The 26,764-nt window shown below is 33.7% G+C and carries 22 protein-coding genes; 6 read left to right on the top strand and 16 right to left on the bottom strand.

From position 1 onward, the window contains the following. Positions 1–438: 438 nt before the first annotated feature. The 3 genes from ACTYA4_RS18770 to ACTYA4_RS18760 all read right to left on the bottom strand — a co-directional run bounded on the left by ACTYA4_RS18770 (position 439) and on the right by ACTYA4_RS18760 (position 5,465). Positions 439–1,695: an MFS transporter gene (locus ACTYA4_RS18770; protein ID WP_445505840.1), complete on the bottom strand. Its 1,257-nt coding sequence runs from the start codon at positions 1,693–1,695 to the stop codon at positions 439–441. Positions 1,696–2,193: 498 nt separating this feature from the next. Beyond that, on the bottom strand, positions 2,194–4,383 hold the full coding sequence (locus tag ACTYA4_RS18765) for an alpha-galactosidase (RefSeq protein WP_443481174.1): 2,190 nt from the start codon (positions 4,381–4,383) through the stop codon (positions 2,194–2,196). A gap of 59 nt (positions 4,384–4,442) precedes the next feature. Next, positions 4,443–5,465 (bottom strand): LacI family DNA-binding transcriptional regulator, encoded by a 1,023-nt coding sequence (locus ACTYA4_RS18760; RefSeq protein WP_443481175.1) that lies wholly within the window; start codon positions 5,463–5,465, stop codon positions 4,443–4,445. Positions 5,466–5,878: 413 nt separating this feature from the next. On the opposite strand from ACTYA4_RS18760, the gene ACTYA4_RS18755 reads away from it, so the two are divergent. After that, the gene (locus ACTYA4_RS18755) at positions 5,879–6,403 is read left to right on the top strand and encodes a type 1 glutamine amidotransferase domain-containing protein (protein ID WP_445505839.1); all 525 of its coding nucleotides are present in this window, start codon (positions 5,879–5,881) and stop codon (positions 6,401–6,403) included. Between the two features lie 399 nt (positions 6,404–6,802). Here ACTYA4_RS18755 and cysK read toward each other — a convergent pair whose 3' ends face one another. Together cysK and ACTYA4_RS18745 are read right to left on the bottom strand one after the other, a co-directional pair. Next, positions 6,803–7,750, bottom strand: coding sequence for a cysteine synthase A (gene cysK, locus ACTYA4_RS18750; RefSeq protein WP_445505838.1), 948 nt, complete (start codon positions 7,748–7,750; stop codon positions 6,803–6,805). 330 nt (positions 7,751–8,080) lie between these two features. Then, positions 8,081–9,331 carry an APC family permease gene (locus ACTYA4_RS18745; RefSeq protein WP_443481178.1) on the bottom strand — a complete coding sequence of 417 codons (1,251 nt, stop codon included), beginning with the start codon at positions 9,329–9,331 and terminating at the stop codon, positions 8,081–8,083. 153 nt (positions 9,332–9,484) lie between these two features. Here ACTYA4_RS18745 and ACTYA4_RS18740 point away from each other — a divergent pair, with 153 nt between their 5' ends. Next, on the top strand, positions 9,485–10,360 hold the full coding sequence (locus ACTYA4_RS18740; RefSeq protein ID WP_443481179.1) for a LysR family transcriptional regulator: 876 nt from the start codon (positions 9,485–9,487) through the stop codon (positions 10,358–10,360). Between the two features lie 603 nt (positions 10,361–10,963). On the opposite strand, the gene ACTYA4_RS18735 is transcribed toward ACTYA4_RS18740, so the two are convergent. The 11 genes from ACTYA4_RS18735 to ACTYA4_RS18685 form a co-directional block, all read right to left on the bottom strand. Next, a complete protein-coding gene (locus tag ACTYA4_RS18735) occupies positions 10,964–14,011 on the bottom strand; it encodes an efflux RND transporter permease subunit (RefSeq protein ID WP_443481181.1) in 3,048 nt (1,015 codons plus the stop codon). A gap of 342 nt (positions 14,012–14,353) precedes the next feature. Beyond that, entirely contained in the window at positions 14,354–14,905 is a 552-nt protein-coding gene (locus ACTYA4_RS18730) for a DUF4825 domain-containing protein (RefSeq protein ID WP_443481182.1), read from the bottom strand. A 261-nt stretch (positions 14,906–15,166) separates the two neighbouring features. Then, on the bottom strand, positions 15,167–15,598 hold the full coding sequence (locus tag ACTYA4_RS18725) for a DUF4064 domain-containing protein (protein WP_443481183.1): 432 nt from the start codon (positions 15,596–15,598) through the stop codon (positions 15,167–15,169). A 500-nt stretch (positions 15,599–16,098) separates the two neighbouring features. Next, a complete protein-coding gene (locus ACTYA4_RS18720; RefSeq protein ID WP_443481184.1) occupies positions 16,099–16,788 on the bottom strand; it encodes a hypothetical protein in 690 nt (229 codons plus the stop codon). After that, on the bottom strand, positions 16,785–17,417 hold the full coding sequence (locus tag ACTYA4_RS18715; RefSeq protein WP_443481185.1) for a hypothetical protein: 633 nt from the start codon (positions 17,415–17,417) through the stop codon (positions 16,785–16,787). Before ACTYA4_RS18715 ends, ACTYA4_RS18720 begins: the two co-directional genes overlap by 4 nt. Continuing rightward, positions 17,392–18,666 carry a radical SAM protein gene (locus ACTYA4_RS18710; RefSeq protein ID WP_445505837.1) on the bottom strand — a complete coding sequence of 425 codons (1,275 nt, stop codon included), beginning with the start codon at positions 18,664–18,666 and terminating at the stop codon, positions 17,392–17,394. The genes ACTYA4_RS18715 and ACTYA4_RS18710 overlap by 26 nt, the downstream gene beginning before the upstream one ends. A 115-nt stretch (positions 18,667–18,781) precedes the next feature. Then, positions 18,782–18,913: a hypothetical protein gene (locus ACTYA4_RS18705; RefSeq protein WP_443481187.1), complete on the bottom strand. Its 132-nt coding sequence runs from the start codon at positions 18,911–18,913 to the stop codon at positions 18,782–18,784. A 91-nt stretch (positions 18,914–19,004) separates the two neighbouring features. After that, positions 19,005–19,136, bottom strand: coding sequence for a hypothetical protein (locus tag ACTYA4_RS18700; protein WP_443481188.1), 132 nt, complete (start codon positions 19,134–19,136; stop codon positions 19,005–19,007). 209 nt (positions 19,137–19,345) lie between these two features. Beyond that, positions 19,346–20,041, bottom strand: a complete 696-nt coding sequence (locus tag ACTYA4_RS18695) for an ATP-binding cassette domain-containing protein (protein ID WP_443481189.1) — start codon at positions 20,039–20,041, stop codon at positions 19,346–19,348. Continuing rightward, positions 20,025–21,206, bottom strand: a complete 1,182-nt coding sequence (locus ACTYA4_RS18690) for a hypothetical protein (protein ID WP_445505836.1) — start codon at positions 21,204–21,206, stop codon at positions 20,025–20,027. The genes ACTYA4_RS18695 and ACTYA4_RS18690 overlap by 17 nt, the downstream gene beginning before the upstream one ends. Beyond that, entirely contained in the window at positions 21,190–22,377 is a 1,188-nt protein-coding gene (locus tag ACTYA4_RS18685) for a metallopeptidase TldD-related protein (protein WP_445505835.1), read from the bottom strand. Before ACTYA4_RS18685 ends, ACTYA4_RS18690 begins: the two co-directional genes overlap by 17 nt. 550 nt (positions 22,378–22,927) lie before the next feature. On the opposite strand from ACTYA4_RS18685, the gene ACTYA4_RS18680 reads away from it, so the two are divergent. The 4 genes from ACTYA4_RS18680 to ACTYA4_RS18665 are packed head-to-tail and all read left to right on the top strand — an operon-like array spanning position 22,928 to position 26,759. Continuing rightward, positions 22,928–23,092 (top strand): hypothetical protein, encoded by a 165-nt coding sequence (locus ACTYA4_RS18680; protein WP_443481192.1) that lies wholly within the window; start codon positions 22,928–22,930, stop codon positions 23,090–23,092. A gap of 10 nt (positions 23,093–23,102) precedes the next feature. Continuing rightward, positions 23,103–24,035: a polyprenyl synthetase family protein gene (locus ACTYA4_RS18675; protein ID WP_443481193.1), complete on the top strand. Its 933-nt coding sequence runs from the start codon at positions 23,103–23,105 to the stop codon at positions 24,033–24,035. 5 nt (positions 24,036–24,040) lie between these two features. Continuing rightward, on the top strand, positions 24,041–26,185 hold the full coding sequence (locus ACTYA4_RS18670) for a sensor histidine kinase (protein WP_443481194.1): 2,145 nt from the start codon (positions 24,041–24,043) through the stop codon (positions 26,183–26,185). Continuing rightward, positions 26,157–26,759 (top strand): response regulator, encoded by a 603-nt coding sequence (locus ACTYA4_RS18665; protein ID WP_443481195.1) that lies wholly within the window; start codon positions 26,157–26,159, stop codon positions 26,757–26,759. Before ACTYA4_RS18670 ends, ACTYA4_RS18665 begins: the two co-directional genes overlap by 29 nt. Positions 26,760–26,764 lie beyond the last annotated feature (5 nt).

Genomic DNA, 26,764 nt, shown 5'->3' with positions numbered 1-26,764 from the left:
GAGCAGCCGGCATACACGAAGACTCCTATGGGATTAGCGGGACAGCCGAGACCCCGCAGGAGCGCTAGCGACGAGGAGGCTCGACGCCCGCCCCATGGAAAGCGAAGTGTATGCCGGCTGCGGACTACTCACAAGAACATCACACTTTTCAGGGTAGCAAAAATAAAAAAGGACCATATCCGTTAAAAATCATAGATTTGGTCCCTTTTTTATTTTTTTAGGCTGTTTTCTAAATGTTTGTTGTTTTTGCATAAAACAATAAACATGGTTGAAACACTGAGCAGCCTGAATACTCGTAGACTCCTGCTTAGAAAAGCGAGAAAGACGAGACTTGTGCAGGAGCGCTAGCGACGAGGAGGCTCGGCACTCGTCCGCGAAAAGCGAAGTGTATGCCGGCTGAGGGGTAAATAACAACTATCTATTGCAAAGAGCCATTTTTTATATCTCAATCCTTTTCCCCATTTTTTTAGCGCTTACATTTTCCACTAAAGATAGTTTATTTCCTGATAAGGTGAAGATGGAGAAAACGGTAAATACAAAAGCAATGGATCCTAGTAAAAGATAAGCGCTTTGGAAGCCTACCGTATCATACATATTTCCGGCAATCGTTGATAAAAAGATGGCACCAATTTGTTTAGTGAACTGGAAACCAATTAAATAGATGGTTGCTGATAAACGCATATCAAAATGTGCAGAAATATATTTAAATACTGCCACTAATAGAATCGGAACCTCTAAAGCATGCATTAGTTTCAGTAAACTGATTGCAATTGGTCCTTCAGCAAGACCAGAGCCTATAATTCGAAAGGACATAATAAATCCTGCGTACAATAAAGCATTTTTCGCACCAATTTTTTTGATAATAAAAGGAGCTAATATCATGATAATCCCTTCAAGAAAAACTTGTAATGTTACAAGATTTCCAAAAACCGCTGTTCCTTTTTCAGGTGATGAAAAGAAATGGGTGAAATAGACAGCAAATTGTTGATCATAAACGTCATAAACACAACCAACTCCAAGCATATAAATAATAAAAAACCAGAATTTTTTATTTTTGAAAAGCGCTTTTGTTGATCCTTTTGGCAAATCAGGCTGTGCTTCCTTATTATCTGAAACGATGTGGGAATCTCCCATTCTAGCAAAAACAAATACTACTGCCAAGATAATGGCCATCACCGTACTAATCCAAAAGATTAAATTTGGATTTGAGTTGAATAAATGCCCTGTTACAAATGTACTTGTCGCAGCACCAATATTACCAAATACTCGAACACGTCCATATTCAAAAGAGTTGGCATGACTAACTTTTTCAATATACGCTTCGATTGCTCCAACTCCACCGTTAAAAATTGCTCCAAGATAAGCGCCGCCAATTATAGCCCCTATTACAATATTAGCTTTTAGCAATGCGGGAAATATATAGACAAAAAATGGTGCGATAAAGATAAGCAAGAAAATAAAAACCCAAAGCAAATTCTTTTTTAACCCCAGCTTATCGGAAATGATTCCAAAAAACGGTTGATAACAAATTGCAGCAATCGAAATTGCCGAAAAGATAATACCCGTCTGAGTAGAAGTTAAACCAGCTTCTTTTGTTAACCATAAGGATAAAAACATGGTACAAGCTGCCCATATGAAGAAATAAATCATAAAGAATACACCGAAAATCCAATAATTTCTGTTTAGTTTTTTCAATTTGATCTTCTCCTTAAACAATTAGAATAACTATCGGTAAAACGCTTTCAAAAAGATAACTAGTTAACTTGTATTTTTTTTACTAAAATAAGTATATCAAATACAACGCTTACATACATAATTTTCTGATTTTTATTATTTTTTATAAAAACTAGTCTATACTTAACTAGTTTTTTACTGAAATTTTTACTAAAATAAAATGAATTTTATTTATTTTATATACCATTCCATAAAAAAATGCCTCAATTTTTTTGAGACATTTTTTTATCATAGGCTATTTTCTCAAAGTTTGTTGTTTTTCACAAAAAAAAATGGGAGAAGACGTTCTCAGCAGACGGAATACACGTAGACTCCTGTGGGAATGCGAGAAAGACGAGACCCCACAGGAGCGTATGCGACGAGGAGGCTCGACGCTCGCTAAACGGACGGAGTGTATTCGGGCTGCGGGTTTAAAAGCAACAACCTATACGAAAATAGCCTAATCATATGATCTTCTTTTTAAACCTCAACAAATCGCCAAACATGACTTTTGAAGTCGCCATGCAATTCAACAGGGATACTTACACCTACATATGCAAGCTCATCTCCTCCATAAACTTGATCTGTTCCAGCAAGCTGATATTTCTTCGTTACATCCACCCCTTGTAATTTTAAAAATTTCAAAGGTGCTGCTGGTTCAGCTAGAATAGTAAAATAGAAGGCAATCACTTCTGATTTATCTGAATTAGCAAACAGCCATGCCGTATCATTTCCTTCAAATGGACTAAGCAAACGATAAAAATCTCCAAATTGAATAATCTTTCTTATTTCTTTATATGTGGAGATTTGCTGTTTAACCGTTTCTTTCTCCTCATTTGTCAGCTGAGTTAAATCCAGTTCATAGCCTAAATTGCCAGACATCGCTACATCGCCGCGCATCTTCAGAGATGTACTTCGATGCACTTGATGGTTTGGAACAGCTGATACATGGGCGCCCATCGTGATAATTGGGTAGACAAGGCTTGTTCCATACTGAATTTTAAGCCTGGAAACAGCATCTGTATTATCACTCGTCCACGTTTGCGGCATATAGTAAAGAATTCCTGGATCAAATCTTCCTCCTCCACCTGAACAGCTTTCAAATAACACATCTGGGAAAGCTGAAGTAATAGCATCCATCACTTTATATAAACCAAGCATATACCGGTGAGCAGTTTCTCTTTGTCTATCAGCAGGAAGGGCAGCAGAGCCAATTTCTGTCATATGACGGTTCATATCCCATTTTACATAAGAAATAGGTGCCGCATCTAAAATAGCGCTTACCCGTTTAATCATCTCATCACAAACATCGTCACGAGAGAAATCGAGAATTAATTGATTGCGACTTTCCGAACGAGGCCGATTCTGCACATGAAGACACCAGTCTGGATGCGCCCTATATAAATCACTATCAACAGAAATCATTTCCGGCTCAAACCAAAGTCCAAATTGAAGATCCATCTCATTAACACGTTGGGCAAGACTTTCTAAACCATCCGGAAGTTTTTCTATATCGACAATCCAATCCCCTAATGAAGACAAATCATCATTTCTTTTTCCAAACCAGCCATCATCCAGTACAACTAATTCCATCCCAAGTTCTTTTCCTACTTTTGCAATATCCAAGATTTTTTGTGCATTAAAGTCAAAATAAGTTGCTTCCCAGTTATTAACTAAAATTGGACGCTCTTTATCTCGATAATTCCCTCTTGTCAGCCGTGTGCTATATAAGGAATGAAACGTTCTTGACATCTCTCCTAGCCCTTCAGATGAGTAAACCATTACCGCTTCCGGCGCTTGAAACGCTTCATTTGGATCTAGCTTCCAACTAAAATCAAAAGGATTAATCCCCATTGTTACTCTTGTTTGTCGAAATTGATCCACTTCTGCCTGTGCAAGGAAATTTCCGCTGTATATAAGGTTAAAAGCATAAACGTCTCCACTTGTTTCCGTTGTATCTTTTCTAAGTAAGGCCATAAACGGGTTGTGCTGATGACTGCTGGCGCCTCTAGAGCTATCGACAAACTGAATACCATGTCTAAGTGGAGTTCTTTCTATATGTCTTTCTTTCACATGCGCCCCATATAAGTGAAGAAAGTCAAACTCTGCATCATGAAAATCAATATTTAAACTTAATGCTCTTAATAGTTTAATAGATTGAGAGCCAGTATTGACATATCTAACCGATCTTGTTATCACATTAAAGTTTTCGAATACGGTATAACATAAGACAACCTGCAAGCCAGTTACTTGATCCTCCATGATAATTTCAAGCGTTTCTGCTTCCTCATCCGTCTCCACATAAGTAGCCGGCAGACCTTCCAGCGAGGGTTTGCCTTTTCTTATTTTGTGTGAATGATACCGTATATCCGAGATAGTGGAGCCATCCTCTAATTGTACTTGATAAGCAGGTTTGCGAAAATCAGTGTTTCCATATTGAGGAAACTCTTGTGGTAGCGTATCTAATGAATATGCCCGATCTTCCTTATATGGATTGCCAGAAAACCCTCTGTCCAACAGTTGAATTTTATTCGAATGGTGGTATTCATTTATCTTTCTCCCCCAATAAAGATGAAGCAAATATCCATCTCTAACAATTTCCATGACATAACTTGTGTCTTTTCCTTGCAGATGAAACAATCTTTTTGCAGAATCAAAGTGAATTCCCATTTATCAAACAGCTCCTTCTTATGACACTATTTTCGTTTTCTGTCTCAGCTGGCTTATTTTCAAAACTTAGACTTTGTACTGTCTCGAATAACAAGCTCTGTTGGCAAAATAACTTTTAATGGGATGTCTCTTCCCGTTTTGATTCGATCATACAGCAGCTTTACTGCTGATTTTCCCATTTCTTCTGTATGAACTTTTACAGTAGACAAGGCTGGATTTAAAAAAGCAGCAGCGTCAATATCATCAAAGCTGAAAATCGAAATATCCTCAGGAACATTAATTCCATTTTCTTGTAACGCCTTCATTGCACCAATTGCCATCGGGTCGCTTGCAATAACTACTGCACTTGGCAATGGACCCTTTTTTATTAATTTTTCCATTAAGGCATATCCGCTCGACGGACCAAATTCTCCCAAGAGGACATTTTCTTCTTTATAGATCCCCTTTTCTTTCATTACTTTTTCAAAAGTCTTTTTTCGCACATCCTCTTTATCCATCCTTTTTCCATTATGGATACTCCAAATGGAACCTTTTCCGCCAATATAGGCAATTTGGCGATGTCCCCCATTAAATAAATAATTTACTATTTCACTAGTAGCTGTTTCAAAGTCTGAAAGCACCACATCGCATTTTTCTCCTTCTGGGAAGAAATCTACATACACGATATGGTTATTTCCTTTATAAACTTCTTGTAATTCCTTCATATTTACATCACCAAGAACAATCAATCCATCTAATTCTGCCATATCCTCAACAGATAAATGAGTTTTCCTTAAATGAAATATAGAGGAAATATGAAAAGAATAATCTTGGCAAACCTTCTCAATCCCTTGCCTTATTGACATAAAATACGGATCAACTGCCTCATCATTTGTTATGACAAGCCCAATGCTATACCTTTCTGATTTAATCGATTTCGTTTTCTTTTTTCTGCCTGGTTGATAATTCAACTCACTTACAATATTCAGCACTCTTTGCCTTGTTTCACTTGAAACAGAAAGCAATGGATCATTATTTAAAATCCTAGATACCGTAGCAGTTGAAACATTTGCCATTTCTGCAATATCCTTAATCCTTGTCATATAAAGCACCGATCCCCTCACTTTACTTATTTACTAAAAATTTAGTAAATTAATTCTATTTTATTACTATATCAGAGAAACCGCTTACAAACAATGTTTTTATATAAAAATCTTTAGTGTTAGCGCTATCTTTTTCTATTAACTTCGAACTTCGTATTTACATTGCTAAAAAAAAGAAACAAATTATACACCTGTCGACTATCGAAAAATTACCAATCAAGATTAAAAAACGTATTAGTAAAGCTAATATGAAAAAGGCAAATAATATTTTAACAAATATTGGCTAATTAAAAACCAAAACTATTCGAGAAATGCCGAAATACTAGCTGCTCTATATCAGAATGTCCACCCATTTTTAATTCTTTTTAAGTCCATACCTGAACATGCTATACTTAACCTTGGAGGTGTTTTTTATGCGTTTAAAAAATAAAAAGGTAATTGCGCTTGTTAGTCCTGATTTTGAGGATTTGGAACTTTGGTATCCGGTTTTGCGTCTTCAGGAAGAAGGGGCGGCGGTTCATTTAGTTGGAGAAAAAGCGAACGAAACCTATATCGGAAAATATGGAGTGCCGGCTGTGTCCGACTATGCTTTTTCGGACATTCAAGCATCTGATTATGATGCCATTCTTGTCCCTGGCGGCTGGGCACCAGATAAATTACGCCGCTACCCTGAAGTTTTAGATATGGTCCGTTATATGCATGAGCATAAAAAGCCTATCGGACAAATTTGTCATGCTGGCTGGGTGCTGATTTCAGCGAAAATCCTAGACGGAGTCAATGTAACAAGTACACCAGGAATTAGAGATGATATGGAAAATGCTGGAGCCGTTTGGCATAATGAGCCAGTTGTTGTCGACGGTCATATTATTTCAAGCCGCCGACCACCCGATCTTCCACCATATGCAAAAGCCTTTGCCGATGTTTTGGCGGAGCAGTAAAGAATACAAAGCGAGCGTGGAATACCTGCTCGCTTTGCATTCTTTTACTTCCCATTGTTAATGAGTGAATAAACTAGATTATCTAATCTCCCATCTGTTTGTTCCAATCCACTACTGATTTTCGCATAACAACAAAAAAGCTGCTTCATTAAGCTATAGACATTACCTATCCGAATATAAAAATCTATTCGATTCGTATTTCTATAGCTTAAGAAGAGCTTTCTTCCATGTATTCCTGATCAAGTAGAAATAAACATATTTAGTTTTTTTTACAGCTATAATTCTATCTCCCTATCATTTAGTTATAATTAAATCAACTAATCCTTTGTAATTATACCAATGTTTCAATATTATTTCTTCTAAAAGCAAGACAGACAATCTCCACTCAATTCCACTTATCTACTCTTCTGGAAACAATGCTGTAGATAAATATCTTTCTCCTGTATCGGGAAGTAATACGACAATCTTTTTGCCTGCATTCTCAGGTCTCTTAGCAATTTGAACTGCTGCAAATGCTGCTGCTCCAGAAGAAATACCTACAACGAGACCTTCACTTCTTGCTAGTAATCTAGCTGTTTCAAAGGCTTCTTCATCTTTTACTGTAAAAATTTCGTCCACTACAGCTTGATTGAAATTGTCTGGAACAAAGCCAGGTCCAATCCCTTGAATTTTATGAGGTGCCTTCGTTCCTCCAGAAAGGACAGGAGAGCTATACGGTTCGACTGCTATTATTTTTACAGATCTTTTTCTCTCTTTTAAAACTTCCCCCACTCCACTAATAGTACCTCCAGTACCAACTCCACCTACAAAAATGTCTACCTCTCCATCTGTATCCTTCCAAATTTCTTCCGCTGTTGTTTTTTTATGAATTTCTGGATTGGCTGGATTTTTAAATTGCTGCGGTATGTACGAATTTGGTGTCTTTGCAGCAAGTTCTTCAGCTTTTTTGATTGCACCAGGCATACCGTCTGCAGCTGGTGTAAGAACGAGCTCTGCTCCTAATGCAATCAGCAGCTTTCTTCGCTCAATGCTAAAACTCTCTGGAAGGGTAATAATGGGTTTGTATCCCAAAGCTGCAGCTGCAAAAGCTAGAGCCACACCCGTATTTCCACTTGTTGGTTCAATAATCACTGAGTCCTTATTTATAAGTCCTTTACTCTCTGCATCTTTTATTAGAGCAAAACCAATTCTATCTTTTACACTGCCAGCAGGGTTGAAGTACTCTAGTTTGGCAAGAATTTTCCCTCCCACTTTATTTTCTTCATTAAATTTGACTAGTTCTAACAATGGAGTGTTACCAATCAATTGTGTTAAATTCGTTGCGATATTAGTTACTTTATTAGCCATTTTCGTTCCTCCATCCAAATTTAATTCCGATTTATTTTATCGGTTAAATCAACATTACTACTTTTTGGAATAAAATACAAGTATCATTTTTTAAAATTAATCCTATTTTTTTGCCAATAAAGGTGTCTCTCCCCCCATGCTTTAAAGCATTGGGAGACAGACACCTTTATTCATTACTCCTATTATAAGTGATAAGTGATAATCGAATGTTGTTTAAACTATTTTGTTTATCTTTAACATTAAAGAGAGTTCAGAATATAAAAATCCAAATTTTTTATATGACTCATACTCAATATGAAAAAATGTGATCTATTTTTTTTATGAGCACATTCACCCTACTTTCCGAAATCGCATCCATTTGGAACCATTTTTATAGAAAGCAAACAATATTGTGAGAATAACGATAATAACTAGCGCTACAAAAGATGACCTAAACAGCAATAGTCCGAATAAAATGCTCAATGAAACGGCGACCCCTTTCATAAACGGACTCTTGAATAATTTGATTGCCGAAAGAATGCCAATTAAAGCATTTGAGATGAAAAATGCATTTGCTAAAGCCACAAGATTTTCGACTGTAACAATATGAAGAAGTACAAATGTTGCAACAGTTATATGAATGATAATGAGCAGTAGGATAGAAGCGATTGGTGCTCCGTTTTTGGATTTTCTTGTTAGGATATGGAGTGCAGGAACCGACTGTGCAAGAGACGCAATTAGTCTTGATACTCCCCCTGCAATCATCAAATAAGTCGTTAAGCAAAGCCCCACCGCTACAATCGTCAATAAACCAATGGATACCCCTCCAAACAGAGGGTACAAAACGCCAGTTAATTTAATCGAAAATTGGTTGCTTGAAAAATCCGTCCATTGTACAGCTGTAGCAATGAGCAGATTGACTGCCGTAACCACAAAAGCACTTAAAAAAACCGCTTTGCGAATAGTACTTTTTGGATTTTTCACTTCAGCCGAATAGTTCCCAACGATTTCCCACCCAACCATAATCCAAAAAAGCAGCAATAAGCTATGTCCAAATGAAGGTGCATGAAATTCCTGCAACATGAATTCACTGCGATGATAAAACAGCAAGGAAACCACACTCCCGCTTGTTAAAATGAAAACGGCAATAGACGAAATAATAAGGGAAAGATTCCCAAGAAAAGTCAATCGAAATAGCAAGGTTAATCCACTTAAGGCTAAAAGGGCAATGGCAATCCACTCCGTTTTAATCGCAGATTTAAATAACCAAGTATCCAAATATTCAGCAGCCGTCATCATAACAGCAATCGGTCCCATAAATGCTGCGGACATTAAAAAAATTGACGAAAGATTTTTCATTCGCTGTCCAAATGCCTCTGCAATCGCATTGCCGATGCCAGCCTCCCCCGGAAACATCAGCGTCAACTCCCCGCAAAGAAAGGCGAAAAACACGCCAATAATTGACATGATTAGCCATGCAAAAATCGCATAATCTCCAGAAGTATCATAAATAATAGGCGGCAATAAAATAATGCCTGACCCTAGTAGAGGTCCGATTATTAAACCACTTAACGTAAGTGCACCAATTTTTCTTTGATTCATATTCCTTCCCCTTTTCAAAATAATAATGTTTTAATCCTCGAGAAAACACGCGTATTTTTTTCTTTATCCTTATTGTATTCACAGGTCATCATTCAGTAAAATAGATATGTATGATAGATGATATCGGATATTCCGATAATTGGAGGGATTAGGTTGGAAATTCGTCATTTACAAACGTTTAAATCAATAGTAGAGGCTGGCGGATTTGCGAAGGCAGCACTTCAGCTCGGCTATGCGCAATCCACAATCACAGCCCATATCCAAGCATTAGAACATGAACTGGAAGGACCACTGTTTGATCGACTTGGCAAAAGTGTTGCCTTAACAGAGCTAGGAAAGTCTTTTCTTCCGTATGCAAATGAAATGCTGCGCTTGCATAAAGGAGCAAAAGAGCTTCACCAGTCTTCTGTTACAAAAAAAGGGCAAATTACAATTGGTGCCTCAGAGTCTCTAACCGTTTATCGTTTGCCTACTATCCTTCAGTCTTATAAAGACAAGTATCCCGATGTACATTTATCGGTTCGAGTTGGAACATGTGAGGAAATCCAGCATTTAGTGGAAATTGGCGATTTAGATATTGCCCTACTGCTCAATTTAGATTTTAAAAAACCTCCTACCCTTGAAATGGAAAAAATGATCGACGAGCATATGAGTATTATTTTTTCGCCAAACCATCTTCAGCCTAATTCCATTATCTACTCAGAAGGAAACTGTCCATATCGTTCATTAATGAATAAATTTATCGCAGAGGAAAAGATGTCTCCAACATCCTTTCACGAATTCTGGAGCATCGAGGCCATAAAGCAGTGTGTCCAATGTGGATTAGGCATGGCGCTTGTTCCTGAAATTACGATTCAGAATGAATTAAAGGAAGGAAAGCTGGCAGCGAAACGTCTACATGAAAAGCATGGCAAAGTTGCTACATTCCTTTTTTACCATAAAAGCAGATGGGTTTCTCCAATCGTACATTATTTTATCGAGGAAGCAAAACAGTACTTTGAAGTCGAAAAACAAAAAACATCTTGCTGAGTATGTAGCAACATATTCTTCAACATATTTTTTAAATATCCATTTACTTTTCAGAAAAAACATGGATACAAAGCTTTAGGGGTATCTGTCAAAAAGAAGATTAACTATCTAAGCCTCTCGTATGATGAAGCCCAGAAAAAAAAAGAGCCTTAAGCCCTCCATTTATCAATTAATCGTATTATATACATCCATATTATACCAACAGAACAAATATAGTAAAAAATAAGCAGGATCCATCCTGTAGGATCAATCGGGAATAAGGATGTAAGTGTAATTAGCGGGATCACAAAGTATAAAATATCCTTTAAATAATTGGTTATAATTTCCGGAGAAAGTTTCCAAGTCACAAATGATTTAAAAAGGCCAAAAAGAAAATCCAGCAACATAAATCCAAACACAGCCCAAACGGCATATATCACCCAGCTTGAAATTTGAATCATCTCCTTTCTTTCACTATAGTACTTTATCCTATGCTGAAGGTATTAATTGTGACTGTCCATTTTGTCGAAAAATTGCCGACAAAAAACAACCACCTTTTGATGGTGCTCATGCACCTAATTCCACAAGAAAAACCGAGCCATTACGCTCGGTTTTTCCTTTTACTTATGCAACTTCATGCTCACTCTTTTTATTTCGTTTGTTCTTTCTTTTTGGATGAAAGAGGCTGTATAGAACTGGAATGATAATTAACGTTAGAATCGTTGATGTTGTTAACCCTCCGATTACAACAACAGCTAAAGATCGGGATACGAGTCCTGCATGGCTTGAAACAGCCATTGGAATCAAGGCTCCGACTGTTGCAATGGCTGTCATAAGGATCGGGCGAATTCGGACAGCACCTGCTTCAAGCAAGGCTTCGTGGATGCTTAAACCAATCTTTTCGTTTTGCTTTACACGATCTAGCAGCACAATCGCATTGGTTACAACAATTCCATTTAGCATCATGATGCCGATCATGGCCGGCATTCCAATTGGTTCTTTTACAACAAACAATCCAATCAAAGCTCCAATTAAAGAGAATGGAATTGCAAAAAGAATCACAAATGGTGCCTTTCCTTCTCCAAAAGAGATAACCATAACCATATAAACTAGTAAAATACTAACCGCAATAGCGATCGTCATGTTTTTAAAGCCTTCATCCATCGCAGCTGAAGCTCCTTCTTTATACCAGGATACTCCATTTGGCAAATCTAGTTTTTCTAGTGCTGCATTGGCTTTATTGCTTACTTCTCCTGTATTAGAATCTGTAATGGCTGCTCGAAGCATTACGTATTCTTTGCCATTTAAGTAGCTAATAGAAATTCTATTTTTTACTTTTTTAAGCGTGCCAAGGTCTTTTAAAGCAACCTCTTGACCTAATGGGTTCTTAATTTTTTGCTCTCCGAGTGCTTTAATGGATGAAACATCGTCTAATTGAAGCTTTAATTGCAAATCTGTTTTATCGCCATCCATCTCAAGTTCTGTTACCGTATCACCCGTAATAAGGGTGCGAAGGCTTTGCGCAACCATTCCTGGCATAAAGCCATGTTCACTCAGCTTTTTCTCGTCTAAATCCATATTAATTTCAGGCTTTTCTCCTTCAAGGTTTGTGCTGATATCTGCTAATCCATTTATTTTTTTAAGCGCTTGAGTCATTTGCTCGCTTCCAGTTTTTATATCTTCTATATTTGGACCATTTACAATAATCTCTAAGTAAGATTGACCGCCACCAGTCATGTCTCCAGTGCTAGTTAACGTGATTTCCTTTGCACCATTTATGTCCTTAAATTCATTTCGAAGCTCTTTAGCTAATTTTTTAGGATCTTTCACCGAATCCTTCATAACAAAAGAAACAGATGCTGAACCTTCCCCTACTGAAGTTGCAATTTGCTTCACTTCTTTTCTAGTCATTAAAATACTTTCTACTTGACTAGCAAGTTCATTTGTCTTCTCTGCTCCAATTCCTTGCTCCATAGAAATAGAAGTTCGGTATTCAAGCGTTTCTTCTTGTGGCAAAAAGGTCGTTCCAAGTCTTGGCGCAATCGTCACTATACTTGTAGCTAATAAAAGTACAGCGATTATTAAGGTCACTGCTCGATGAGAAAGTGCCCATGCCAATGCCTTTCGATATGCTTTTTGAATCCCGTTCTCTTTATGTTCCTTCGGTTTAATGTTTAGTAAAAAGATTCTAGATAGCAATGGAACAATTGTGACTGCTGTCAATAAGGAGAACAATAACGAAATAACCACTGTCCATGCAAGCGGTGCAAAGAATCTCCCTACAATGCCAGGGACGAATGCCATTGGCAAAAAGACAGCAACCGTCGTAATCGTCGATGACGTGATGGCGGATGCCACTTCTCTTGTCGACTCTTCAACTAGCTTTTGATCACGATTTTTGGAAGCACTCACTCGACGGAATACATTTTCAATGACAACGATGGAGTCATCTACGACTCTACCAACCGCTACTGCAATCCCTGCTAGTGTCATAATGTTTAAGGTGTACCCTAACATTTTTAACAATAAAAACGACGAAAGGATGGAAAGTGGAATAGAAATAATCGCAATAAGGGTTGAACGAATGTTGCGCAAGAATAGCAGCGTAACAATAACAGCCATTACAGCACCTAATATCGCTTCACGCAGCATCGATGAAACCGATTCCTGAATGGATATCGACTGATCGGAAAGAGTAATCAGTTTATAGTTTGATGGGATATCCATTTCTTTTAACGTTTTATTTGCTTCTTTTACAATCGCAACTGTATTTTCTCCCGATTCTACCGTTAAATCAATAATGACAGCTGGGTTGGAATTGATCCTTGTAAAACTTTTTTGCTCCCCATTCCCATTACTGACATTTGCAATTTCTTTTAATTTTATCGATGGAATAGACGGTGCTGATTCTCCCGCTTTCACCGTTGCTTGATTAGGTAAAAGAACGTTGATATTTTGAATGTCCTTGACTGAGTTAAGCTCCTTGCTCACACGTACAGGCAATACTTCGTCATTAACTGCTACTTCACCTGTTGGAATGGATAAATGATTGGCCATGATTGTTTGCTTTACTTCATCAAGCGTCAATCCATATTGGGTTAGCTTTTCCGGTAAAAGCTCGACATACAGCTTGTTTTCATCAATGCCTGCCGCCTTGACCTCTGCTACTCCTTCAATTCCTTCTAAAGCAGGAACCACTTCTGTTTTTACATAGTTTTGAACATCCTTCTGTTCTCCATCGGCATAAATACCCACTTTATAAACTGCTTCACCGTCAGGAGATTGGCGCATGTATTCAGGCTGACCTACTGTTTCTGGCAGCTTTACTTTGGAGATGGCTTGTCTTGCTAGATCCTCCCCGTCATCCATATCTACACTCATTTCGTATTCGAGTGTGATCCAAACTCCCCATGCCGAAGCTTCGGAGTATACGTTTTTCACTCCATTAATATTCATCGCTTCCTTCTGAACAGGCTCAGCAATATCTTTCGATGCCTGCTCCGGCGATGCCCCAGGATAGGAAATGAACACACTTAAATAAGGAATATCCACTCCAGGATATTTTTCAACGTTCATTTTCTGTACGGAATAAATACCCCCTCCAATCAGCATCGCCACAATTAAACATAAAGCGACCGTGTTTTTCATACTAAAACGAATAATTGATTTCATTGCATCCTCCTAAAACTTTAATAATTGCCTGCTTTATTATACTAAACTTTCCACATTTTGTATAATGCACCAGAGGTTTAATTATAACTACGACCTAAGACGTAGAAAGGGCTATGGGTGCCTGTTCCCATAGCCCTTATGCTAATCTGCAAACCTATCGTTTTTCTCGCGGTGGTTTCGTTTTTCTCGCGGTGGTTTCGTTTTTCTCGCGGTGGTTTCGTTTTTCTCGCGGTGGTTTCGTTTTTCTCGCGGTGGTTTCGTTTTTCTCGCGGTGGTTTCGTTTTTCTCGCGGTGGTTGCCTGTCTCTCAGCGCTTTTAAAGCACTGGAGACAGGCAACCTTATTAGGATAGAGACCCTAAACCATTCTCTATATAGTATTCGTCCATTAATAGACTACGAACTTGCTGCTCCCAGACTTTCTTGCTTTTAAGCAATCGATCAAAATCTTTATATAATTTTTTAACCATTTCCCTGTTGACAATAACAGATTTATCTAGAAAGCCTAATTCGATTTTCTCTAAGTTTCCAATTAATAAAAAGGTAGCAGTGGAGTTATAAATGATAGACTGATTCACAAGTTTCGTACCAATTTCTGTGCTCGGAAGATGGTAGTTTACTTTTATTGTGAATATATCAGAAAGTAGTTGAAAGTCTTTTTCGACTTCGTTCAGTGGTAAATGATTAAATAAAATGATGACATTGGACGCATTGCCCATATAAGGCTGCTTATACGGAAGAATATACTCCAAATCATGAGTAAGTGGTCTTCTTTGATTGATTACATAATGTTCTGCAGCAGCATGCTTTTTCGAATTGATAATAAACTGAACAACAATAAACATTAATAACCATGAAACTAATAATCCTGCAATCAGTACTCCTGACTTATTCATACAAATCCCTCGCTTCATATTATGGTTATAGCTTGACGATTTCATAGACACACTCTTTTTTTAACCCCATTGAATTATAGCTTATTAAGCCTGCCTAAACAATATTTTTCACAGAATATTCAATCAATTAATAGGATTTAAAATGAAAGGTGCTCCTCTCAAAGTAATAAATGAAAAGAAGCGACCTTCTTTAATGAAGAATCGCTTACATTACTTAAGTTTTCAAAATGTGATATAGCTCACACATCAAAATCCTGATCATTAAAATGAACTATTCGCATTAAATGATTCCTTCGGTTTTCTTACTAAACTCATTATTCCTGCTATCAAATACAAAATGGCTGGTAAAAATCCTCCACCAAGGGTAGAAATACCGATAATAAGTGCACTTAGGATAAACAATATTCCTGCTTTTTTAGGGTTCTTATTCTTTTTCACACTTGCTATTGCAACAATACCAAGGATGAATACTAAAAGAGCTGCAATACTAATTAACCACCCTCCACTTGTCATCGAATGCATAAAACTATTTAAATCAGCACCGGAAATTCCAGAATCTTGCAAACTCGATCTTATTTTCGATTGCGTACTTTCATTATATTGTAAAATCAATTTAAAAACCCCAAGAATTACAAAAAATGCTGACAATATAACACCAATTACTCCTAAAACTATTTCTCCTGTACGTTTCATTACGAATCCTCCTTTAATTCTTCCAAGTTAAATGATACCATTTTTGTTAAAAATATCAATCGTCCCAAGCAGATTATTTTAGAAAATATTGAATCCTACTTTTACTTCTTCTGCCTACTCATAGCACTTGAACTCCTTTTTTTGTAACACGCAGAATAACTTGCAGGTAATTTTCAAAAACCTCCCCTCATTCTACAATTTTCCTTTTTCCATTAGATTTTACGTCTTATCCTTTAAAAAGTTTCAACTAAAAAAATTCTCAACTCCTAAAAGAAATAGAGATTTTTTTAATATACTTAAATAATACGAGTTGGCTAAGGGAGCCTGTCTAAGCGTTGAAGGACAGCCATTAATTTTAGAAAATAATATAGATTAATCCTTCTTACATATCTCCTGCTGTTTTATAGACATATCTAAGAGTATATTCGTTCCAATCAAAAATAACTAATCCAAATAATATTGAGAAACTAAAAAGAAGGCAGTCACACTAATCTACATTCCTAATGCACTATTTTTGTACTAGTACTTTTTTTAATCATCTTTGAACTCGCTTTTTGTCTAAACCATTGAATGATATAAGGAAAAACAAGTAATAATAATAAATCAGTAATAATGATTATGACTTTCATATTCATTTCTAGTGTATTAATATGTTTTAAAATAAAATAAGTAGCAGCAATTATTGCTATTAGGATACTATAATGTTTAGAAAAATTCATTCGTAAATTTTTGAATAGAGAACTAATGAAAATAATGAATCCGCAAGGGAGATAACCAATGAAAATAGCATAAAACCAATCCCAATTCCCTTGATTTGGCACTACAAAAAGGAAGTAAATAAATAAAGAAGTTAGTACACAAAAGAAGAAAGAACTCCCATTTGCCAGAAAAAGCTTCTGAATGCGTATTATGGAAAAGGGGACATCTAGTAATTGAAAAACATCTGAATTTACTTGTTCTTCCCGATTTATTTCCTCAAGCACTCCAAATGTAAAGATCACTCCCGCTAAGGAAACAAAAACAGATAACATTAGATTATATGGGAGATATTTAGGTAATTTCCACCATAACAGCGCAATAAAAAATAAAATTAGTAATAAAAATAAGATAATTTTCTTGAAATTAAAGAATAACCGTATATCTTTATAAAAAAAAGCGTTTAAAGTGGATGAAGCATTAATTTTTTTCATTTTCTTTCCCTCTCGTAATTATGAATTCGAAAGCTAAATAACAAGTACACCGCTAAAAATAGAAAAAACATAATCGTATTTGTAACAGTAATATTCATATGTGTTAAAAATAAAGTAAGTATTGGGACTATTAAGATCATTGGATACACACATAATTTTTTATACGTATTTATATACTCCATTAAAGTTACAACAAATAGTATATTTACTAGAATAAATATCCAAGCCACTAACAACATCGATCCGCTTAAATGTACTTTAAAACTCAATACAATGAAATTAAGTAAAAAAAACATACTCCCTACCATTATCTCAAAGGAACTAATAATAAACGGAACAAAATATAGTATGTTTATTTTATCTATTTTTAAAAAATCTATCAGTGTATGATCGGCTTTTCTATGTTCTGATAATAGAAGGAAAGGTATTACTATAGGCAGTATAGTTAATCTTAACAATAGAAATCCTTCCATTAGTAAAAACGCTGATTTTTGTGAAGCGGAATACCATGTAATAAGTGAACTAGCCATTAAGAAAAAAGCTACGCTTCTAATTTTCCCTAAATATAAATAATATTCTTTTTGATAATATGCCTCTATTAAATTAAACAATTGAGTTTTTAATTTCATTATACCACCAGCATTCTTGCACTTTATTTTTCTGTACCATTGTACGCGCAGAACAACCTTCACAAATCTGTTTATTTTCGCATTTTTCACATGAATTTTGATTAGGAGAAGATAACTTAGCAAATTGTCTACCAATTGTTCCTAATATAGTAGTTAAACTTTGATCATATATATTACCCATTTTTAATAAGTGTGGAGCACAAGGATATACATCGCCAATTGCATCAATCTTAAATATTTTATAGCCAGCTCCACAATTTTTTTTAGACTCAGTTGATATATCTATCTCATCTTGAAGAACAACAAAATTATTATGCTTGCTATTCAAAGATTCTATTAGCTTATTTAAACTTACACTATTCCATTTGCTTTCTAGGTCGTTACTAGATGCTCTTCCTTGTTCATTTAAAAGACCTAATCTATATTTGTTAACGCCTTTCTTAAATAATAAATCACATAAAAGTTCTATTTCTGATTTTTTTTGTTCAATTAAACAAGAGGCAACCGTTGTTTTGATATTTTTATCAACTACCTGTGTTACAAACTCAAGAGCCTTTTGAAAAGCTTTTGTTCGTCCCCTTATAGAATTGTGGGTTTCTTCTAAACCATCAATACTAACTTGAATAGATAATTTTCTATTCTTATTTAATAAATTTAGTTTTTCGATAATAGCAGTATTAAAATACGATCCACTGGTGGTGATTTCAACTCCAAAATCATATTCATGTGTTAGTAAATCAAGCAACTCAAGAATATGCTTATAGAATAAGGGCTCTCCACCAGTTAATTGAATAATATTTACGCCTATCTTTTTTAACTCTCCTAGTATACTATGTAATTCTGTCCTACTCATTGAAGGACCATCACCAGCATTTATATAACAATGTTGACATTTTAATGGACATCTCCGCGTTAATTCCAATGTAGCAATAAATGGGCTGTAAAACTCTTTTCCATCGAAAACCTCCCCTTTACACCTGTTTGGAATTTCAGAAAAATCCAATAATTCCAATGAAACTAATTGTTTAAGAAATTCAATAACCTCAATTTCATTAACCTTTCCGTGAAGGTTCTCCAAATAAGTACATATATCTTCTTCAGAATTTTCTCCATTACAAAGAGTTAAAGTATCATAAGCAGATTGATTAACTCTTTGAATTAATAAAGTATTTTTGTCATTATAACAAAAATAATACTCACTATTATTATATTTTTTAATTCTCGATCCATTTTTTAAATAATAGTACACAAAATCGCTCCTTTATGTATATACTATAAGGGGACCCTTAGACGTAGGAATACAGCCTAAGGGTAATAACTATTTGAGGGCTCTTAAATAACAGATTACTTAAGAGTCCAATTTTTTATCCAGCTGCTACTGCAACCCAGCCACAAAGTGTTATTAAGGCTAGCCCTTCTGTAATTACAGGTATGGCAATTTCAGGTTGAACAGCACAAATTCCAACGTTTGCATCTAAAAATTTTGGTGCTTCCATTTTTCTCAACTCCTTGTATATGCAACCTTTTTTTGGTTTCTGGCAAGAATGCTCAATTTTCCAATTAACTTCTATTCACTATTTAATAATTTTAACCAGCTGCTACTGCGACCCAGCTGCAAACTGCTGCTATGGCTACCCCTTCTACAATTACAGGTATGGCAATTTCAGGTTGAACAGCACAGATTCCAACGTTTGCTTCTAAAAATTTTGGTGCTTCCATCTTTTTCACCTCCTTTCATATGCAATGACATTATTATTATCTTGACAGGGTTCCCAATTCATTATCGTTAAATTTTTCTACTTAAAGATTCTAGCTATCTGCTATTGTATCCATCTACAAAATGATTGAAAGACCTCCTTCAGTCATTAAAAAATCACAATTTCCTATTACATAGTACAAATTTCAGCATTTAGGATGAACTTTTCGTTTCATGTTCCCTCTTCTTCCATATTACTTTTTATAATAGATAAATACGTTTCGCGAATATTAAATCCTAATTCGTCTTTATTTCCATTAAACAGCAATTTACCATTATCCAAAATCATGATATAATCGGCAATTTCCTGTACAAAATATAAATCATGTGTTGCTAATATTACTGTCTTTTGATTTTCCGTAAGGCCTTTTATAATTCTAATAATTATTTCTAGACTTTCGGGGTCTATTCCAATTGTTGGCTCATCTAAAACTATGTAATCAGCTTCCTTCATAAGAGTAATGAATAAACCAAGTCTTCGCTTTTGTCCTGTAGATAAATTTTTCACTTTTTGTCTTTTAAAAGAATTAATTTGTAATTGTTGAAAATAGGTATTTAATGTTGATCCAACTTCCTTAATCCCGAACAGTTTTTTATAAAAATTTATATTTTGATCTACAGTTAAATCTGCATAGATAGGATTTTCAGAAGGAAGATAGGAAAAAGTAATATTATTTTTATCTATAGACCCCTGATTCGGTTGAAGAAGATTCAATAATAAACGAATGAACGTAGTTTTTCCTGCACCATTATGCCCTAATACAGTAATAATTCCATCACTTGGAACAGAGGTTGAAAAATTATTAAATATGCTATTATTTTTATCATAAAAGAATGAGACCTTATTAAAATTAATTGCTTTTTTCATCTATAATCTCCTTCAAAGTTAATAAAAACATTTCCCCTTTGCAACAATGTATAGAATTCAATAGATTTAGAACATTCGTGTTTATATGAATTATTCCCAATTCTGTAATCATTGTTATCATACAATCAAGAGTCATATAGTTGACCACAAGATTTAAATCCAATATTTCTAAGTATTCATGTATATTTTTATTTAAATACTTATCTTCTTTAATACATAATTCAATGTTATATTGATTTTCTAGTAAAGATAAATTAGAGTAATTAGCAAATCCAAGACTTTCATCATTATTTATACCAGCATAAAACTCGTTACTAATAAAATTAATAAGTCTACCTTTTTCAAAAATAGGAATAAATTTGGGCATATAGCCATCATCATCTAGATATAGATTTTTAATTGAAATTGTTAATTGATTTTTTAATAATTCGCGATTTTTGTCTTTAAAATCAAAATAACTTTTTTGATTAATTATTAAATGAGCATGAAATGGTAACAAAGCATTATTTATTAACTTGTTTAGTGTTCTTTTATGAATTTTTAAATAATCATGTGTTTTTAATATTGAATTAGATAGTACGTCTTTGTGTACAATTGCTGTAATAATCTTCTTCGTATTTTCTAAGTCATTTATATTTTTAAAATCACTAATAAGAACTGGCTTAGATTGAATTTCTAAATATAGTGCTTGTTCAATAGTAAATATTTCCTGTTCCGCAACTAATGCATTATGTTGATTTATGTATGTTTTGACTTCTTTTTGTATGCTAACTTCTTCCAAATGATACCTAACGGAAGATGGTTGAAAATATTCTATTAGTTTTTGAATATCATCTTTTATCACATACTGTGAGGTCTTATACTTATTTATTTCTTTATTTGCATATCTATTTTTTAAATATTGTGAATGCATCAAATTGTATATTCCTTCACCATTTAAGCTATCCTTGTTTTTTTCTATGCTAATCGTATTAAAATTTGGAGTTAGATAGTGATTCCTATAATACATATTTTTTTCATCTATTCCTATAGAATAACAATTATTAACAGTGGAATTAATTGTCTCCGAACTACTATTATCTAAATTATATATTTTCTTTGAGACAGATTTTTTTATTTGTCTAATAGATTTATTTTTTGATTTTAATTCATTTATTAGTTTCAACAAAATCACCCTGTATGTTGATTTTTTCTATTTCGATATCAGGAGATCCAACAACTACTGGAATTGTTTGTCCCATCTTATGACATAAAACTGGTTTCCATTCAAAATTGGATGAATCTCCTATATAAACTACGTTTCTTAACGTCTCTATAGAATTTCCTGTAATTAAAATATTATTTGAAAATAAGGATTTTCCATCGTCATGAATTAAGTATCCTTTTCCTTGTAAAAAAAATTGTTGTGTTGATGGTATTACTTGTCCGTTATAAATATCAGTTATAATGACATAATGATTATTATTTCCTATACTAATTGAATTTCCATGATTAAATGGCTGAACGAAGGTCGCCCTCATTCTTGGTAATAACTTAGAATATATACTTTCTCTTCTATAAACACCTTTGTTTCTTTCAATAATTTCTTTTAAACTTCCATTCTCTATTAACTTAATTGTTGATAATTTTGTACCTGCATCATCATAACGATTTAAGTTAAGTGCATTCTCATAACGTAAAGGTGTATCTTCTACTGATAAAAATTGTGGAAATTCTACATTTTCAAACACATTTTCTAGTTTATAATTGTAGAAATAATCTTCTTCAAGTAAATGTCCTACAGTTTCATGAATAAAATATCCTCCAGTAGCCTTTGTAAGTAGTATATTTGTTTGTAAAGTTATCCTTTTTGTTTCATTACGTAAGTAAATTAACTCTTTTCTAAATTCTGCTATTAGGCTGGAAAAGAAATCGACAGTTAAACTAGAAAGCTCAATTTGTTTAAAAACTGTATTTTTTTTATTTTTCTTATCTGTTAATATAATACGAGCAATATTATATTTTCGATCATCAACTTTGAGAAAATTGTCAGAGCTAATTTCTATATAACTCTTTTTATTGTTAATATATACGTTTAAAAAAATATCCTCTTTTTGTAATTGTTCCCATGTCTCACAAATAAATTCTTTCAAACTCAATGTTAGAATAGAATTTTTTTCTTCTACCATAATGTCGATAAAATCTTCCGGTATATTAATTTTTTCAATAGGCATTGTTCGGGTTAAAATGTTATTATTTGAAAAAACAGTTGAAGCAGATGTACAATGAAAATCAAAAAAAAATTTTCCTTTGTATAGATTCCCGATTTCTTCGCACTCGAATTGTTTTTGCCTCATGTAATCACCTTTTTAACATATTGTTATAACTAAACTGACAGAAATTTTAAACAGTACTTTTAATTAACTTCTCATTTAAAAATAAAAAACAAATTTTCAAATAAGAAAACCTTCTTTATAAAAGTGTGCACTTACACCCCAAAATGTATTTAGCAGGAGAATTACTTGAATTAATATCATAGTTATAAAATATTTATTTCTACATCTCTCTTTACTTTTTTATAATAATCTTCCTTATTTTCAGCAAAAGAAACATGTTATGATAATCTTGTAGTAATTCATCTTCATTTTGTACAATTTGAATATAACAAATTACCTTTAATCTTTTATCCGTATTTCACGCAAAATAATAACCATTCAAAAAACAGACACAAATTCTATTTTATCTCTATGACACCATTTTCCTATTTTCTCTTTACAAAATAATGTAGAATCCAAACTATATTTCACGCAAAATATTTTTTTAAAAGTGATTTTTTGTAGAATAAAAAGGGGAAAATCTGTTATTATTAAACTAGGTAATCACATACATATTTAGGAGGTAATTAACATGGATGAAAGATTATGGGACATTATTAAACTACTATCAGAAAGAGAAGAAATTGCTTCAGCAGATATGGCACTTGCTGAAGAGTATTTAGACCCTAATGTATTTTCAATATTAAAAGCACACATTGAAAAAGGGATTACAATGATGGTAGACCCTTGGTTATAATGGTATACAAATGAATATAAAAAAAAGTATAAGTACTTATCTTCATGGCTATTTGAATAATGATGAATTGGATAAAAATATACAACAAGTGGTTTATGATCTTTTACATATAAAAGGAAAAATCTTCAATGATGAAACTTATTTTACATGGAGTGAATTTTTCTACTATGCATCCTCCATTTTTTTAAATGAGGATGTTCATCAACAGAAAAAAATCGCATATGCAGGAGCTGTTGAATTTCTTATTTTAGCCACAGACATTATCGATGATATTGTAGATAATGACAGTGAAAGTGAGATTTTAACAAAGCTACCAACTCCAAAAGCTCTTACTATCTCCAATGTATTATTAATGGAATCATTATATTTGTTTCTACAGTATTCAAAAACAAATACAATTCAAGAATTTTATAGTATTATCTGTAATTTAAGAACTGCAGCTATGGGACAATGGAAGGATATATCTTTTACTATTTCACAAAGTATTCCTACTGAGGCTGATTATTTTGCTTTAATTAAACAAAAATCAGTTTCTTTAGTTCGATTAATTTTCGAGCTGCATCATTTAACAATCGAATCTAGATGGGATATGATAGCTACTCACATTGGAATTGCAGGTCAATTAAAAAATGATGCTAAAGATATTCTCATTGAATCGAAAAGTGATTTAATTAATAAAAAAGCAACCTTACCTCTAATAAAAGCTTTAGAGTTTAGTAAAGAAAAAGATCAAGACTGGCTGCTTAAAACCATTCTTCAAATGGACTCTAACAACAAAGATTTGATAAAAAAAATAAGAAATTATATTCAGAAAACGGGTGCTATCGATTATTGTTTAATTTTATCTAAACTTCATATCAACAAAGCAATTGCACTGCTTAAGAATCAAAGTACTAATAACAAATCGCAAATGGAAGCACTCATTAAATATCTTGATAGGTGAGGATTTTGAATAAAAAAGTTTACCCATTAATGCTTATATTACTTTTTTTTGCTCTACATATATATAGCCTATATAAGTTTATAAATTTAAAAGAAGCGAACGGTTTAGTAAGTTTATGGAAAAATCCCATTTCATTTGATTCTTTAAGCTTTATCCCGACTATCATCTCTCACTATATTTCTTTGTTTTTGATCGGATTATTTTTTATTTGTGTTGGGCTTTATTGTTATCTAAAAAAAACAAAATCGATGGTAACCTTACATTTTTTACATATAATGTATGTAAGCGGATTCGCTATCAGTCTCTCTATTCCATCAAGTAAGGGAATATTTTTAGCTAAGATATTCGAGGCATTAACGGTTAGCTTTTCCCCTTATTTTTTAATGCTTTTTTTTGAGTACTTTCCTGCTTCCTCTAAACCAAACGTTTTTAAGAAAATAAGATTATTTATTATGTGTATTGCTATCACAATCAGTGGAAGTATCCTAACTTTAATCCTTTTTAAGCTACATAACTATGCTGTATTTCATCAATTAGCTATAACTGGTATTGTTTTCAATTTCACTTTGTCAGTCTTTGCTTGTATTGGTCTGATCTTCTTACATTTAAAATTGAACTCTGCAAAGGTTAAAAACCAACTTTATTTTTTAATTGGTAGTCTAGTTATTTCTTTTTTACCTGTACTTTTATTTAGCCTTATTCCAGAAGATATATTCTATCTACCGAATATGCCTTATTACTACAGTCTCAATTGCATCATTATATTTCCTATAACTTTAGCTTATCTCTTAACTAAACAGGAAATCATTGACTTTAAAATCAGCCTAAAATGGCTATTTTATAAATTGGTCACAACATTATTATTGCTTCTTTTGTTCAATACATTAGCATCTTTCTTTTTCAATTTAACAAGAACATCTTATTACCAATTAAACATTTTTATTATTACCATTCTCGTCGTTAATAGTGGAATTCAAAAGGCCCTAGAATTGTTAAAAAAGAAAAAATGGAAGAATAAAACAGACATGGTTCAAAGAGAAAAACAAATAATTTTTCAGCAACTATTACAGGGACAGCATATTGCCACCTGTGCTCGACTGTTAATCGATTTAATTCAAAAAACGATTAAGGTAGACAGTGCCTACATAATTTGGAACAAAGCAACACCTATTGTTCTTGCTAAAACTGAGAGTTTTATAGATATCAACGAAGTAATCCAACAACTATCGAACAGTACAAATAAAAATTATTTTCGAATAAATTTATTGCATATATTCCCCCTAGAAGTAAAGAATGGAATAAAAGGCTGGATGATTATTGGTGAAAAGGAAAACGCTGCAAAAGTGGCTAAAGAAGAACTTTTTCTATTAGAGAAAATAAAATTGGAAGCAATTGCATTATTAACAAACACTGAATCACTGTATAATATCGAAACGGAAGTAAAAAAATCTCAAAAAGAAGCTTTAACCGTAGAAAAGATCAATCAACTGCTTTTAATTGAAAAAGAGGAGGAAAAAAAGCGTTTATCGATTTTTCTTCACGATGAAGTTCTTCAAAACATCATCCTTCTTTCAAATAAATTCGTTTTGTTGCATCAAGAGGAAATAATAGAGGATGAGGCCAGGCTAGAAATAAATGAAATGTTTTCTAATTGTATTTATGAAATAAGAGAAATGTGCAACGAATTATACCCTGTAATGGTTGAGGACTTAGGACTGGAACAAAGTGTTCAGGCACTAAAAAGGACACTGCAAATGAACCATAATATTCAGATTCAAACAGATTTCCAAATTTATTTAAAAATGATTCCTAAATCGCTTTCTATACACATGTTTCGAATCATAAAGGAGCTGTTACATAACTCTATTAAACATGCAGACTCTTCTATCATATGCGTTTCCATAAAAGAGAATCATGATTCATTAAACATTCATGTTAAGGATGATGGCAAAGGTTTTGAAGTACCAAATGATCTATCTAGCTTATCCGAAAAAAATCACTTAGGTTTGCTATCCATACAAAAACGTGTAAATCAACTAAACGGAACACTAGACCTTTATTCAGAACTAAATTTAGGTACCAATATTACAATTACTCTTCCAATAGAATGGAGTGAGATGAATGACAATAAACGTATTATTAGTAGATGATCATAATTTAATGTTAATGGGTTTAAAGCAACTTTTAGAAAAAGAGCAGGATTTACATATTGTTCATACGATATCCGATCCTTCGACTCTTGAAACCGATATACTTACCTTTCATCCAGATGTACTAGTAATGGATATTAAAATGAAAGCTTATAATGGAATTGAGCTAACCAAAAGAATGAAACAAACTTTCCCTGAATTAAAAGTTGTCATCCTATCTGGTTATGATTATGTGGAGTACATCGAAGCGGCTCGTAAAGCAGGAGCTGATTCTTATGTTACAAAAGAAAAATCAAACATAGAGTTAACAGAAGCAATTCGACAAGTGTATCAAGGTAACAAACTATTTCCTAACTTTTATTCTGCACATATCGGCGAGCAGCTTACTGCGAAAGAAAAGGAAATCTTAACATTAATTGCAGCTGATTTGACAAACATAGAAATAAGCAACGAATTAAAAATCAGCAAAAGAACTGCCGAATATCATATTTCATCCATTATTCGCAAGCTAGATGCTGATTCTAGAGTAGGAGCTGTAGTAAATGCAATTAAACAAGGATTATTAAATGTTTAAAATTT

This window comes from Niallia yueguangensis (assembly GCF_052663115.1).
This window is presented reverse-complemented; position numbering and strand designations above follow the sequence as displayed.

Coding starts and splice junctions, on each gene's coding strand:
- ACTYA4_RS18765 (WP_443481174.1), bottom strand. CDS start 4,383: ATGGGAATTCACTTTGATTCTGCAAAAAGATTGTTTCATCTGCAAGGA.
- ACTYA4_RS18760 (WP_443481175.1), bottom strand. CDS start 5,465: ATGACAAGGATTAAGGATATTGCAGAAATGGCAAATGTTTCAACTGCT.
- ACTYA4_RS18755 (WP_445505839.1), top strand. CDS start 5,879: ATGCGTTTAAAAAATAAAAAGGTAATTGCGCTTGTTAGTCCTGATTTT.
- cysK (WP_445505838.1), bottom strand. CDS start 7,750: ATGGCTAATAAAGTAACTAATATCGCAACGAATTTAACACAATTGATT.
- ACTYA4_RS18745 (WP_443481178.1), bottom strand. CDS start 9,331: ATGAATCAAAGAAAAATTGGTGCACTTACGTTAAGTGGTTTAATAATC.
- ACTYA4_RS18735 (WP_443481181.1), bottom strand. CDS start 14,011: ATGAAATCAATTATTCGTTTTAGTATGAAAAACACGGTCGCTTTATGT.
- ACTYA4_RS18730 (WP_443481182.1), bottom strand. CDS start 14,905: ATGAATAAGTCAGGAGTACTGATTGCAGGATTATTAGTTTCATGGTTA.
- ACTYA4_RS18725 (WP_443481183.1), bottom strand. CDS start 15,598: ATGAAACGTACAGGAGAAATAGTTTTAGGAGTAATTGGTGTTATATTG.
- ACTYA4_RS18720 (WP_443481184.1), bottom strand. CDS start 16,788: ATGAAAAAAATTAATGCTTCATCCACTTTAAACGCTTTTTTTTATAAA.
- ACTYA4_RS18715 (WP_443481185.1), bottom strand. CDS start 17,417: ATGAAATTAAAAACTCAATTGTTTAATTTAATAGAGGCATATTATCAA.
- ACTYA4_RS18705 (WP_443481187.1), bottom strand. CDS start 18,913: ATGGAAGCACCAAAATTTTTAGATGCAAACGTTGGAATTTGTGCTGTT.
- ACTYA4_RS18700 (WP_443481188.1), bottom strand. CDS start 19,136: ATGGAAGCACCAAAATTTTTAGAAGCAAACGTTGGAATCTGTGCTGTT.
- ACTYA4_RS18695 (WP_443481189.1), bottom strand. CDS start 20,041: ATGAAAAAAGCAATTAATTTTAATAAGGTCTCATTCTTTTATGATAAA.
- ACTYA4_RS18685 (WP_445505835.1), bottom strand. CDS start 22,377: ATGAGGCAAAAACAATTCGAGTGCGAAGAAATCGGGAATCTATACAAA.
- ACTYA4_RS18680 (WP_443481192.1), top strand. CDS start 22,928: ATGGATGAAAGATTATGGGACATTATTAAACTACTATCAGAAAGAGAA.
- ACTYA4_RS18675 (WP_443481193.1), top strand. CDS start 23,103: ATGAATATAAAAAAAAGTATAAGTACTTATCTTCATGGCTATTTGAAT.
- ACTYA4_RS18665 (WP_443481195.1), top strand. CDS start 26,157: ATGACAATAAACGTATTATTAGTAGATGATCATAATTTAATGTTAATG.